We start from the raw sequence: 13,502 nt of genomic DNA, 5'->3' as shown, positions 1-13,502 counted from the left end.
ATGAAAAGATTAAAAGTAATGACCGTCGTAGGTACGCGTCCAGAGATTATACGTTTATCAAGAGTACTTGATGCACTTGATGCTTCGGAAGCCATTGAGCATATTCTAGTACATACTGGGCAAAATTATGATTATGAACTTAATCAAATATTTTTTGATGACCTTGCTATAAGAAAACCGGATTATTTTCTTGAAGCTGCAGGTAAATCAGCAACGGAAACTATAGGTAATATTCTTATAAAAATAGATCCTCTTTTAGAAGAGATTAATCCAGATGCATTCTTAGTTTTAGGAGATACAAATAGCTGTTTATGCGCTATTCCTGCAAAAAAGCGCCACATACCTATATTTCATATGGAGGCAGGTAATCGTTGCTTTGATCAGCGTGTGCCAGAAGAGACAAACAGGAAAATTGTTGATCACACAGCAGATGTAAACCTTACCTATAGCGATATTGCGAGAGAATATTTACTTAAAGAAGGGTTACCTGCAGATAGAATTATAAAAACGGGGAGCCCTATGTTTGAAGTTCTTAATCACTACTTACCTAAAATTAAAGCTAGTGATGTTCTATCTCGTTTAAACCTTAAAAAAGAGAATTATTTTGTTGTTTCTGCCCACCGTGAGGAAAATATAAGTAGTGAGGTTAACTTTACGAACCTTATGCGGGGGTTAAATGATATTGCAGAAACTTATAGTAAACCTATCATAGTAAGTACACATCCACGTACTCGAAATATGATTAATAAGAAAAACATTACAATGCACAGTAATGTACAGTTTTTAAAACCTTTAGGTTTTCACGATTACAATGCACTACAAATGTACAGTTATGCTGTGTTATCAGATAGTGGTACAATTTCTGAGGAATCCTCTATTCTCAATTTTCCTGCTCTCAATATAAGACAGGCACACGAGCGTCCAGAAGCTATGGAGGAAGCCTCTGTAATGATGGTAGGCTTATCACCAGAAAGAATAATGCAAGGTCTTTTACAACTCAAGAGACAAGAAAGAGGAGCCAGTCGTAATTTTAGAACGGTTGCAGATTATAGTATGCCTAATGTAAGTGAGAAAGTCGTACGTATCATATTAAGTTATACGGACTATATAAAACGCACTGTCTGGAGTGAATCATTATAATGGATAAAGGAACTATAATATATATAGGAGGATTTGAATTGCCAGACAAGAATGCTGCAGCACACCGAGTAATAGCAAATGGGAAGCTATTACGCGATATAGGGTATAATGTTCATTTTATGGGAATATCAAATGAAAGAATTTATTGTAATAAAACTTTTTATGGTTTTAACTCAAGTGCATTAAAATATCCTAATTCTATTATTTCTTGGTTTGAATATATAACTACTTTCAAAGATTATATAAAACTTATTGAGTCCTATAGTAATGTCCACTCTATAATATGTTATAACCTTCCTTCTGGATCTCTATATCGTTTACTAAAATATTGTAAAAAAAAAGAAATAAAAATTTTTTCAGACTGCACAGAATGGTACATCGCACCCAAAACAGGTAATTTTTTAGCTAGAACGGTAAAGTCTTGGGATATTAAACTTAGAATGAATAATCTTCACATAAAATTAGATGGAGTTATTGCTATAAGTTCCTATCTAGACACTTATTATAGTAATCAAGGTGTTCAAACATTGCAGATACCACCTTTGATCGACAAGGAAGATTCTAAGTGGCCTACTAATATACTTCAAAAAAACAATACAACTGTTAATTTAATTTATTCCGGATCTCCCTTCGCTCTAACAAAAGGATCAGAGGTAAAGGACAGGCTTGATTTAATAATTGATGGTCTTTATTTGATTTCCAAAACTTTTACAGACTTTAAATTGACCATCTTAGGAATGGATTTAAGTGGCTTTCTGATTGTATTTCCTGACTACAAAGACAAACTATTGTCTCTAGGTGAATTAATAGATTGGAAAGGTCGTGTTCCTCACAATGAGGCCTTAGATTTATTGAAAAAGAGTGATTTTTCTATTTTCTTAAGAGATACTAATTTAGTTACTACAGCTGGCTTTCCAACAAAATTCGTTGAAGCTCTTTCTTGCGGTATTCCTGTGCTTACTAATAGAAATAGTAATTTAGCAGACTATCTGATTGAAGGAAAAAATGGTTTTTGGATAGATACAAGTAGTGAGGATTCTGTTTATGATTCACTTTCAGAAGTATTTAAAATAAATAAAAATGATCTAAAAATTTTAAAAGAAAGCGTGTTAAAGGATAAAATATTTGATTATAGAAGTTATATGACTGTTTTTGAAAATTTTTTGAAATAATCTATGAAAAAGTTTACTTTTTTTCTAACCTTAAATGTAATTTTTGTGCTTTATTCTTGTGGTACAAATGAGCTACTTAAAGTCGATACCAAACTTGCAAAAAAGCAATACAACAAAGTGTCGGATTCATTGAATAAAGACTTAACTATTAATGAGAGTTTTTATCTCACCTATGCGAAAGTTACCGACTATTTACCAAAAAATTATTCTGTATTGGGAGATATAGACTATACTAATTATATTCAGAAAGCTTTAAATGAAGAGCGAAATTTAATCTTTCCTAATTTTCCCTTACTAGTTAATGATAAAGGTATAGCAGTAAAAAGTAATTCTATAGTTATATTTCCAGAGGGTTCTAAGTTAATTTTATCACCATCAGATAAAGTTTGGTATACTATATTAGCTCTAAATAATGTCGAAAATGTAAAATTATATGGGCCGATAATAGAGGGCGATAAGTATAGAAGGCTAAAACCAAATATAACAGAAGGTGAGTGGGGAATGGGTATATGGATGGCCTCGGCACGAAATATTGAAATTTATGCTCCTAAAGTTGAGAAGTGTTGGGGAGATGGTATTTACATAGGGAAAGGTGATATAAACAAACCCAACAATAAAATTTTGATAACTGATCCGTATATAAATGATAATAGGCGGAATGGAATTTCTATTGTATCTGGTAAGAATGTAACTATTAATAATGCTATTATTTCCAATACGAATGGTAAAAGCCCAGAGGCAGGTATTGATATAGAACCCAATGGAAACGACGACGTAATTGAGAATATAACTATAAATAATCCACACACTATAAACAATGCTTATTTGGGAATCGTTGTATCCTTAGGTAGTATGGTAGGTGAAAAGGCTAAAAATGTTTCTGTAGAAATTAGAAATCATAAAGACGAGTATTCATACCACGGCTTTGTGCTGGCATCGATTAGAAAAGAAGTCAATAAAAATGATAAAAAAATACGAGGAGATATAAATATTGTAGAGCCTGTTTGGAAATTTAATAAAGTTCCATATGCCTTAGGAGTAACGAGAGGATTATTTCCATCGTTGAAAATAGACAAGCCTATTATTTTTACTGTAGAAGATACCGTCAATGCAAATCAAAAATTGATCAATAGACTAAGCACCATTAAATTTGATGGAAGTTTAGAAATTACAAAAATCTAACTCTTTAAAATTTGAACAATAAAAAATTAATAAGAATAACAACGGTTCCTATTTCTTTAGACAAGCTTTTAGAGGGACAACTTTCTTTTATGAAAGAGCACTACGAGGTCACAGCTGTTTCATCACAAGAGGAGGAGCTTAAAAGAGTAGCAAGCAAGCAAGGGGTGCCGTTTTTTTTTCTTCCTTTAACAAGAAAAATTACTCCTTTAAAAGACCTTAAAGCTTTATATATACTTTACAAGTTTTTAAAAAGAGAAAAGCCAGCAATTGTACACACACATACTCCTAAGGCAGGTATTGTAGGTATGCTTGCAGCGAGACTTGCTGGAGTCCCATTACGATTACATACGGTGGCGGGTCTCCCGTTACTTGAAGCGACTGGTGGTAAGCGAAAGTTACTAGACGTAGTTGAAAAGCTTACTTATAGTTGCGCCACAAAAGTGTATCCTAATGCACAAGGCTTAAAATCTATTATAGAAGATTTAAAATTCACAAAGAACACTAAGCTTAAAGTGATAGGGAAAGGCTCCTCAAACGGTATTGATACTACATACTTTTCTCCAGATTATGAATCAAGTAACAATGTAGATGTAGCAGAGGAGCTAAGTATTTCTCAGACTGATTTTACATTTATACTGGTAGGTAGGCTTGTGGGAGATAAAGGTGTAAATGAACTGGTAAAAGCATTTGTAACTGTTCAACAAAAATATCCAGAAACCTCACTACTTCTTGTTGGTCCATTAGAAGAAGAGCTAGATCCTCTTTTGCCTTCTACACAAGAAATAATTAAGACGCATAATAAAATTTACACAACTGGCTATGTTGATGATGTGAGACCTTATTTTGCTTTCGCGAAAGCGTTAACATTTCCGTCATACAGAGAGGGATTTCCTAATGTGGTATTACAAGCAGGTGCTATGGGATTACCTGCAATAGTTTCTGATATTAATGGATGTAATGAGATTGTAGTAGACAATTACAACGGGTTTATTGTTCCAGTCAAAAGTAGTTCCGCACTCGAAATAGCAATGCGTAAACTTATAGAAGATAAAGAACTTTATAATAGTACTAAGGCAAATGCGAGAAGCGTCATCACTGGTAGTTATGAAAGAAGAGAGATATGGCAAGCATTGCTAGAAGAGTACAGGGAATTATTAAATGGCTTAATGGCTCAAAAAAAATAATATATGTGGTATAAAAATGTTCTCAAACCACTTATTGATATAAGCTGTGCTTTTATAGGATTGATAGTCATTGCCCCCATTATTTTATTAATCACTTTCCTATTAACAATAGCAAATGGCGGAAAACCCTTTTATACACAATTGAGAACGGGTAAAGACGATATTATTTTTAGAATCATAAAGTTTAGATCTATGAATGATAAACGTGATAGATTTGGTAATTTATTACCAGATGCTGTGCGGCTTACTCCAGTGGGTAAGTTTATAAGAAAAACATCGCTAGATGAGTTGCCACAATTATTAAATGTTCTTAAGGGTGATATGAGTTTTATAGGGCCTAGACCATTACTGCCAGAGTATGTTGAGCTTTATTCTCAAGAGCAACGTAAGCGAGGCCTTGTTAAGCCCGGCATATCTGGATGGGCTCAAGTTAATGGACGCAATGCTATAAGTTGGGAAAGAAAATTTGAGTTAGACGTCTGGTATGTAAATAATCAAAGTTTTTTATTTGATATAAAAATTTTACTAATGACTATTAAAAAAGTCTTTATTTCTGAAGGGATATCGCAAGAGGGAGAAGCTACAACAACTAGATTTAAAGGATAATGAAAATTTTTGGAGCAAGTGGTCACGGTAAGGTAGTAAATGCCATAGCAATTAATAATGGTATTGTTGTGGAAGGTTTTATAGATGATAACTATAAAAAAGATTTCTATCTAGGGTTGCCTATATGTAAGATTCAAGATTTTGATAAAATAATCATAGGTATAGGAGATAATAGTATTCGTAAGAAACTTGCAGAGAGATATAAAAATCAATGGCACAAAGCTATAATACATAGCAAGGCGACTGTTTCTTTACAATATGAAATTGGGTTAGGTACTGTTATAATGCCTAACGCCGTTGTTAATGAATCCATTTCTATTGGAAACCATTGTATTATTAATACTGGTGCTATTGTGGAACATGATTGTATTCTCAAAGACTTTTTGCATATCTCGCCTAATGCTACTTTAAGTGGTGGAGTAAGCGTAGATGTAGGAACTCATATTGGAGCTGGAGCTGTAGTTATTCCCGGTATAAAAATAGGCAAGTGGTGCACAATTGGAGCCGGTGCAGTTATTATAAAAGATGTTCCAGATTATGCTGTAGTGGTGGGTAACCCTGGTCATATAATAAAATATAAAGAAATTGATTAAATCTATTTTTGATTTTTTATTTGCTATATTAATAATAATAGGTCTCCTACCATTTTGGTTAATTATTATCATTGTCCCGTTTTTCTCAATTTTTAAACAAACTAGAATTGGTCAATATGGTAAGCCATTTACTATCTACAAGATCAGAACGATGCATAAGGGTAAAGTTACTAGAATAGGCAAATTTCTTAGAAAATTTAAAATTGACGAACTCCCACAGCTTTTCAATATCTTAAAGGGTGATATGTCTTTTGTAGGCCCTAGACCAGATATACCTGGGTATTATGATAAGCTTGAAGGTAAGGATAGAGATGTTCTTAAACTTAAACCAGGATTAACTAGTCTTGCCGCATTAAAATATGCAAATGAGGAAATCTTACTTTTAAATGAGAATGACCCTAAATCATATAATGACACAATAATTTTTCCCAATAAAGTGCAAATGAATCTCGCGTATTGTAAAAAAGCTAGTTTTAGATATGATCTCTATATAATAGGTCTTACACTAAAAGCTATATTTGTAAAAAATAAAATCACTCTATAGACAATGTCAAGTTCCAATAAAATCTGGTTATCATCTCCTCATATGGGCGGTACTGAACAAAATTATGTTAAAGAAGCATTTGACACTAATTGGGTTGCCCCTTTGGGAGCAAACGTGAATGGTTTTGAAAGCGATCTTGAAAAATATCAAGGAGAAGATTCACTTGTTGCGGCTCTTAGTTCTGGGACAGCTGCAATTCACCTTGCTCTTATTCAATGTGGAGTTACGCAGGGTGATGAAGTAATATGTCAATCTTTTACATTTTGTGGTAGTATTAATCCTATTATATATCAAGGGGCTACACCTATTTTAGTAGATAGTGAGCCAGACACTTGGAATATTTGTCCAAAGTATTTAGAAAAAGCAATAGAGGATAGAATACGCTTGGGTAAGACACCAAAGGCAATTGTGGCAGTACATCTGTATGGGATGCCTTATAAAATTGATGAAGTTCACGCTATTGCAGATAGGTTTTCTATACCTATAGTAGAAGATAGTGCCGAGGCTCTTGGGTCAACTTTCAAAGGTCAGAAATGTGGAACATTTGGTCGCTTTGGTATTCTCTCGTTCAATGGAAATAAAATTATCACCACAAGTGTAGGAGGTGCGATGGTTTGTAATTCTAAGAAAGATAAGGACTACACTGTTTTTCTAGCAACTCAAGCAAGAGATGAGGCCGCACATTATGAACACACAGCTGTTGGGTATAATTATAGAATGAGCAATATAACTGCAGGGATAGGCCGTGGTCAAATGGAAGTGCTGGATAAGCACATCAACCTTAGACGTGGTATGCATACATTTTATGAAAGAGTTTTTAAAAATATAAGCGGAGTAAAAGTTTTTACAGAACCTAACTCTGATTATCATAGTAATCACTGGCTTTCTGCAATTATTGTTGATCCAGAAAAGACAAACGGTATTACCAGAGAAGATATGCGTATTGCTTTCGCGAAAGCAGATATAGAATCAAGACCACTTTGGAAACCAATGCATATGCAGCCTATTTTTAAGGATGCACCTTATTACGGTAATAATGTTGCAGAGGAGTTATTTAATGAGGGGCTTTGTTTGCCATCAGGATCAAATCTGACTGATGCAGACAGGGACCGAATTGAAAATGCTATCTTTGATTTATTCAAATAATTCATAAAAGAAATGATGACGAGGTTATATAGAGCAATAAATCGCTTATTTTCTGATGAGAATAGATTAGACATCAGGAATATAAAATACTTGCCTAGATGGTCTGTGCTTTTTATAGATACCTCCCTAGTTCTTTGTGCACTTTCTATTACTTATTTATTGCTAAATGATTTGAATATTAAACCACTTAATGTACTAACTATAGGACAGCAAGTAAGTTTAATTGTTGGTGTTACTTTTGTAAATTTATTAGTATTTAGAACTTATGCGGGATTAATCCGTCATTCCTCTTTGATGGATGCCTTAAAGTTACTCTTTGCTACATTGAGCACTTTTCTAGTACTCACACTTATCAATTTATTTTACCTAAGATTTTGGGGAGGAAAAATTTTCCTAAATAGTGGTTTAATAATGTTCTTTGTAACCTCTTTTACTGCATTATTTATTTTTAGACTTGTTATTAAGCAATTATATGAAAGCTTTAAAGTAGTTCATCAAGATGAAGAATTAATTCAAGCTGTCATTGTCGGAATAGACGATGGAGCGATATCTATTGCCGCAGCTCTTGATATTGAGCACCCACAGCGATTTGTTATTAAAGGCTTTGTTTCCACTAGACAAAATAAAAGTTTAAGAATATTAGATAAACCAGTTCTAGAAATGGATGGGAGTATTCATACTATTGTTCAGAAATTAAAAGCTTCGGCTATAATTTTTGCGGGAAACACCCTTAATTCAGAAGAACGATTTAAACTTGTCAAAGACTGTCTCGAACACGATATAAAAGTTTTTAATTCCCCTCTAGTTATCAATTGGAGTGAGAAAACAACAGTTACCGACCAGCTAAAGAGCTTACAAATTGAAGATCTTCTAAATAGAGAACCCATTAAATTGAATGATTCCGTTAAGTCTAAAAAAATTCTTGGCAAGACGATTCTTGTCACTGGGGGAGCAGGATCAATAGGTAGTGAGATAGCAAGACAAGTTGCAAGTTATCACCCAACGAAGCTTATTATTTTGGATCAAGCAGAATCTCCCATGCACGCATTGTCACTTGAGCTTATGTCCAAGTTTCCTAATTTAGACATTGAATTTACCATCTGTGATGTTGCTAATAGATCAAGATTAAGAGTTCTCTTTAATACTTTTAAGATTGATGCAATATATCACGCCGCAGCTTATAAACACGTCCCTTTAATGGAGGATAATCCTTCCGAAGCGATATTGACAAATATTTTTGGAACTAAAAACCTTGCAGATATTGCAGTTGAAAATAGTGTAAGCCATTTTGTAATGGTCAGTACTGACAAGGCAGTAAATCCAAGTAATGTAATGGGTGCTACAAAAAGAGCAGCAGAGATGTATGTTCAATCTAAATATTTCGATACTTTAGAAAAAAGCAAGAAAAAAAATGTCACAAAATTTATTACTACTCGTTTTGGAAATGTATTAGGATCTAATGGATCTGTAGTTCCACTTTTTAAAAAACAAATTGAAGAGGGAGGCCCTGTTACAATTACCCACCCAGATATAATTAGATATTTTATGACAATCCCTGAAGCTTGTCACCTAGTTCTCGAAGCTGGATCGATGGGTAAAGGAGGTGAGATTTTTATTTTTGATATGGGAGAACCCGTTCGTATTATGGATCTAGCAGAAAAAATGATAAAATTAGCTGGATATACTACTAACGAGGATATGGAAATAAAAATAACAGGACTAAGACCAGGAGAAAAACTTTATGAAGAACTTCTTTTAGACACTAGTAAGACACTACCTACGCACCACGACAAAATAATGATAAGTGAGGATGTAATTTATGATTATAATTTCGTAAATGAATTAATTTCTAAAATTATTAAAGCTGCTGTAAAAAATAATAACACGATTAGTGTGGCAAAGTTAAAAACTTTAATTCCAGAATTTAAAAGTAACAACTCTACCTATGAATTGCTAGATGTAGAGGTTGATAATCAAGAATCTACTATTTCTGATTTCAGTACAAAGGCAAGCACAAAATAATGTTGTTAGATTCTATAAGCTTTAGATTTTTAGTAGTTGTTTTAATAGCCTTTTTCTTTTCTTCCTGTGTTTCAAAAAAAGATGTTTTATATTTTCAAGACGTTGAAAATATAAGTAGTAAAGATAATAGTAATGACTATGAGGTGATTGTTAGACCTAATGATTTACTTACCATATATGTTTCAGCACTATCTCCAGAAGCTGTGTTACCCTTCAATCCAATGTTTACAAGTTCTGGGATATCACGCAACGGTGACGAAAGATTACAGACTTATTTAGTAGATAACAAAGGTAATATTGACTTCCCATTAATAGGATCATTAGCTATTGGAGGCAAAACAAAGCAAAAAGTTATAGAGTTAATACAAGAGAGAATTTCAACTTATGTCAAAAATCCTATTGTAAACTTGAACATTATAAATTATACAATTTCTGTTTTAGGGGAAGTAGCCAGACCTGGATCGTTTACAATTTCGGATGAGAGGATTACAATTTTAGAAGCTCTTGGTAGAGCAGGTGATATGACTCTTTTTGGAGATCGAAAAACGGTAACAATAATTAGAGAACAAGATAATCGTAAGATTTATGGACAACTAGATTTTACTAGTATTGATGCTATTAACTCCCCTTATTATTATTTGAATCAAAATGATGTTGTAATTGTGTCTCCAAATAAGGCTCAAGTTCAAAGTTCTGGTTTTAATAGAAATTCATCAATTTTCATCTCTATTGCTGGTATCATCATTTCTGTGATTGCTGTCTTAGTGAAATAATTCCTATCCTAAGTTTATATGCCTAAAGATATTCAAGAGTCTTCTGTAAAAGTACAATTATTACATTATGCTGCTTATTGGAAATGGTTTGTCATTTCGGTCTTTGTAACTATAAGTGTTGCATATATTTATATTTACTCTAGTATTCCTTTTTATAACAGTTCCTCTAGCATTTTAATTAAAGATGAAAGCAATAGTGCACTGTCGGAGCTCGCAGCTTTCGATGATTTAGGCTTAACAGGCGCTGGTCTCAGTGAGTCTGCCTTTGAAAATGAGTTAGAAATTATTAGGTCTAGGAGGATTATAGGTGAAGTTATAACTTCGCTAAAATTAAATGTTTCATATTTTAGAAATGATCGGTTCAAAAAAATAGAACTATTTGAAAATAAACCTGTAGAAGTAAAAGTATTATCAGAAGAAGAATCTATTAAAACAATTCTGTTTGATTTAAAATTAGTAGATGAGGCTAGTTGTCAAATTAGTTTTGATGGTTCTGGAAACTTTGTAAATTACGATTTTGGTGAACGTATTTCTTTTAAAGGTAATGAGTTTATATTACTTCCACGGTTTTATTATCTATCTATAAAAAATGAAGCTCCTAGTAAAACATATACAATTCAAGTATCAAGTATAGAGAATACAATAAACGCTTTACGTTCAAGTATAGGAGTAGAACAAGTAAGTGAAAAGAGTAGCATTATAAAACTAAGCCTTATAGGTAGTAATTTTAAAAAATCTGAAGTAATACTAAATAGACTTGTTGAAGTCTTTAATAATGATGCTATAAATGATAGAACTGCTGTAACTAAAAGTACGGCTATATTTATTAATACAAGGCTTGCCATAATTCAAAGCGAACTTGATTCTGTTGAGCAACAGAAGGAAGTGTTTAATAGAACCAATAAACTGGTAGATATTCAAGAAGAAGGGAAGCTTTTTTTAAAAGATGTAGACAAAGTTGTCGAAAAGAATTTCGAGATTGAAACTAAATTAGATTTACTTAATTCTCTCTCAGAATATCTTAGCTCTGGAAATGAAGATGATTTAATACCCATTAATATTGGTTCTGATATAGGATTATCAAATACTGCTGTTGAAAATTATAATGCTTTAATTCTAGAGCGCAACAAACTTCTTAATAGCTCAACAAATTTAAACCCCGTTGTTATAGCCGTTAATCAGCAAATTTCGGCAATACGTAGTAATCTTCTTGAAAATTTAACTACATTAAAAACTGCACTTGAAATAGAAAATAGAGAAGTCCAACTAAGACAAGCTACTATTAATAATAAATTATCTAATATTCCTAAAATTGGAAGATCATCTCTAGTCATCGAGCGTCAAAGGTCTATTAAGGAAGCTTTATACTTATATCTATCACAAAAGAAAGAAGAGACGGCAATTGCACTTTCTGTAGTTACACCTAAAGCTAAAATAGTTGATTATGCATACACATCTAAATCTCCTATTTCACCTAAAAAGAGAATTATTGTATTATTAAGTATTTTGTTAGGTATTTTAATACCTCTAGTTGTTATTTACTTTAAGGAACTATTCGACACTAAAATTCACAGTAGAAGCGATGTTGAAATGTTATTATCTAATCCTTCCATTTTAGGAGAGATCCCAGAGGTTAAGGCAAAGGAGAATAGTACGATTATTACTAATGATAGATCTGTATTATCTGAAGCTTTCCGTATTATAAGGACAAACTTATCATATTTTTTAAGAGCTAATGAGCAAACTAGTGAGAAAGTAATTTTTGTAACATCTACAGTCAAAGGAGAGGGGAAAACTTTTGTAGCATATAATCTGGCCTTAAGCCTAGCTAGTACAAATAAATCTGTTATACTTCTAGGTGCAGATATAAGGAATCCTCAAATTCACAGATATTTAGAAGATATTAAATGGACAATAGGTTTATCAGAATATTTACATGACTATAATGTAATTGAAAGTTCTATAATTAATGAATTAGGTACAGATAAATATAATTTAAATGTAATTCTTTCTGGAAAAGTTCCTCCTAATCCAGCTGAGCTATTGCTCAATGGTAGATTTAGCCAACTTATCGATACCTTATCTAAATCTTATGATTATATAGTTGTAGATACTGCACCTACCTTGTTAGTTACTGATACACTATTGTTAACTCAAAAGTCTAATGTGACTGTGTATGTTTGCCGTGCAGAGTATACAGATAAAAAGCTTTTACAATATCCTTCAGAATTAATAGATGAAGGTAAATTAAAAAATGTAGGGTTTATACTAAATAGTATTACAAGGACAAATTTTGGCTATGGTAGTAAGTACGGCTACGGTTATGGTGAGGAGGAATTAAGTTATTTTGAGAGGTTAAAAAAAAGATGGGAAGAATTTTAATTATTTTCGAATAAAGATTTTGTATTGTGACAAATACGGTTGATTACATCTTTATATTTTGTAGATATCTCAAAAGTCGAAATCTTTTCCAAATGTTCAAATCTATGAGCATCAGTTCCTATAAAATCGTACATACCAGCCTCTAAAAGAAGTAGCGCTTGTTTATTAATAGACTTTCCATAATGGTTTGTCAACGAAAGTGCATTGAGTTGGAAATAACAACCCATTTTTTTTAACTTATTATAATTTTTTAAATTATTGTGATAATAAGCATAACGCTCGGGGTGTGCTAGAATAGGTGTATATCCCTGGGAACCAATTTTGAAAATTTGTTCAAAGAGATTTTCTGGTGGTTGAAAAAAAGACATTTCTACAAGTACAAAATTATCAACTAGAGGAATAAGCTCTTTTGTTTCTAAATAGGTAGTAAATACTTCATCCAGCATATACTCAGAAGAGTATGATAAATCAATACCCTGTGTATCCTTGATGCTTTCAAACGCTTTGAATATGGTTGTTGGTGTATTATCATATATACCTCCCATCGTATGGGGAGTAGCAATAACCTTATCACAACCTAAGCTCTTATATTTTTTTAAAAGTTCCTCGCTTTTGGCTATAGTTTTAGCCCCATCATCGATTCCTGGTAATACATGACAGTGCATCTCTGGTGTACCTGACCAAACTTCTAGAAATGACTTTTTTTTGTTAAAAATTCCAAACATGAGTCAAAAATACTTTAAATATTTAAGAAACTA

12 protein-coding genes are annotated in these 13,502 nt (G+C 32.6%); 11 read left to right on the top strand and 1 reads right to left on the bottom strand.

The annotated features are described in order from the left end of the window. The 11 genes from wecB (at position 1) to KRODI_RS13810 (ending at position 12,744) form a co-directional block, all read left to right on the top strand. Positions 1-1,140: a non-hydrolyzing UDP-N-acetylglucosamine 2-epimerase gene (gene wecB / locus KRODI_RS13860; RefSeq protein WP_013752248.1), complete on the top strand. Its 1,140-nt coding sequence runs from the start codon at positions 1-3 to the stop codon at positions 1,138-1,140. After that, entirely contained in the window at positions 1,140-2,312 is a 1,173-nt protein-coding gene (locus KRODI_RS13855; protein ID WP_013752247.1) for a glycosyltransferase, read from the top strand. The genes wecB and KRODI_RS13855 overlap by 1 nt, the downstream gene beginning before the upstream one ends. Positions 2,313-2,315: 3 nt before the next feature. Beyond that, positions 2,316-3,494, top strand: coding sequence for a right-handed parallel beta-helix repeat-containing protein (locus tag KRODI_RS13850; RefSeq protein WP_013752246.1), 1,179 nt, complete (start codon positions 2,316-2,318; stop codon positions 3,492-3,494). Positions 3,495-3,505: 11 nt separating this feature from the next. Further along, positions 3,506-4,678, top strand: a complete 1,173-nt coding sequence (locus tag KRODI_RS13845; RefSeq protein WP_013752245.1) for a glycosyltransferase family 4 protein — start codon at positions 3,506-3,508, stop codon at positions 4,676-4,678. 3 nt (positions 4,679-4,681) lie between these two features. Further along, positions 4,682-5,284 (top strand): sugar transferase, encoded by a 603-nt coding sequence (locus tag KRODI_RS13840; protein WP_013752244.1) that lies wholly within the window; start codon positions 4,682-4,684, stop codon positions 5,282-5,284. Further along, entirely contained in the window at positions 5,284-5,877 is a 594-nt protein-coding gene (locus KRODI_RS13835) for an acetyltransferase (protein WP_013752243.1), read from the top strand. Before KRODI_RS13840 ends, KRODI_RS13835 begins: the two co-directional genes overlap by 1 nt. Beyond that, complete coding sequence (locus KRODI_RS13830) at positions 5,870-6,421, top strand: sugar transferase (RefSeq protein WP_013752242.1); 552 nt, start codon at positions 5,870-5,872, stop codon at positions 6,419-6,421. The genes KRODI_RS13835 and KRODI_RS13830 overlap by 8 nt, the downstream gene beginning before the upstream one ends. A gap of 3 nt (positions 6,422-6,424) precedes the next feature. Next, positions 6,425-7,567 (top strand): DegT/DnrJ/EryC1/StrS family aminotransferase, encoded by a 1,143-nt coding sequence (locus KRODI_RS13825; RefSeq protein WP_013752241.1) that lies wholly within the window; start codon positions 6,425-6,427, stop codon positions 7,565-7,567. Between the two features lie 171 nt (positions 7,568-7,738). Then, positions 7,739-9,589 (top strand): nucleoside-diphosphate sugar epimerase/dehydratase, encoded by a 1,851-nt coding sequence (locus KRODI_RS13820; protein ID WP_316927795.1) that lies wholly within the window; start codon positions 7,739-7,741, stop codon positions 9,587-9,589. Then, complete coding sequence (locus KRODI_RS13815) at positions 9,589-10,362, top strand: polysaccharide biosynthesis/export family protein (protein WP_013752239.1); 774 nt, start codon at positions 9,589-9,591, stop codon at positions 10,360-10,362. The genes KRODI_RS13820 and KRODI_RS13815 overlap by 1 nt, the downstream gene beginning before the upstream one ends. An 18-nt stretch (positions 10,363-10,380) precedes the next feature. Then, positions 10,381-12,744 carry a GumC family protein gene (locus KRODI_RS13810; RefSeq protein ID WP_013752238.1) on the top strand — a complete coding sequence of 788 codons (2,364 nt, stop codon included), beginning with the start codon at positions 10,381-10,383 and terminating at the stop codon, positions 12,742-12,744. Here KRODI_RS13810 and KRODI_RS13805 read toward each other — a convergent pair. Continuing rightward, positions 12,741-13,469, bottom strand: coding sequence for a tyrosine-protein phosphatase (locus KRODI_RS13805; protein ID WP_013752237.1), 729 nt, complete (start codon positions 13,467-13,469; stop codon positions 12,741-12,743). The two genes, KRODI_RS13810 and KRODI_RS13805, sit on opposite strands and share 4 nt — an antisense overlap. Between the last annotated feature and the right edge of the window lie 33 nt (positions 13,470-13,502).

This window comes from Dokdonia sp. 4H-3-7-5 (genome assembly GCF_000212355.1).
Classification (GTDB): domain Bacteria; phylum Bacteroidota; class Bacteroidia; order Flavobacteriales; family Flavobacteriaceae; genus Dokdonia.
Note: the sequence above shows the minus strand (reverse complement) of the source record. Positions and strands in the feature narration are given on the sequence as shown.

Bases quoted from the DNA above. Each gene is read 5' to 3' on its own strand.
- wecB (WP_013752248.1), top strand. From the start codon at position 1: ATGAAAAGATTAAAAGTAATGACCGTCGTAGGTACGCGTCCAGAGATT.
- KRODI_RS13855 (WP_013752247.1), top strand. From the start codon at position 1,140: ATGGATAAAGGAACTATAATATATATAGGAGGATTTGAATTGCCAGAC.
- KRODI_RS13850 (WP_013752246.1), top strand. From the start codon at position 2,316: ATGAAAAAGTTTACTTTTTTTCTAACCTTAAATGTAATTTTTGTGCTT.
- KRODI_RS13840 (WP_013752244.1), top strand. From the start codon at position 4,682: ATGTGGTATAAAAATGTTCTCAAACCACTTATTGATATAAGCTGTGCT.
- KRODI_RS13835 (WP_013752243.1), top strand. From the start codon at position 5,284: ATGAAAATTTTTGGAGCAAGTGGTCACGGTAAGGTAGTAAATGCCATA.
- KRODI_RS13825 (WP_013752241.1), top strand. From the start codon at position 6,425: ATGTCAAGTTCCAATAAAATCTGGTTATCATCTCCTCATATGGGCGGT.
- KRODI_RS13815 (WP_013752239.1), top strand. From the start codon at position 9,589: ATGTTGTTAGATTCTATAAGCTTTAGATTTTTAGTAGTTGTTTTAATA.
- KRODI_RS13810 (WP_013752238.1), top strand. From the start codon at position 10,381: ATGCCTAAAGATATTCAAGAGTCTTCTGTAAAAGTACAATTATTACAT.
- KRODI_RS13805 (WP_013752237.1), bottom strand. From the start codon at position 13,469: ATGTTTGGAATTTTTAACAAAAAAAAGTCATTTCTAGAAGTTTGGTCA.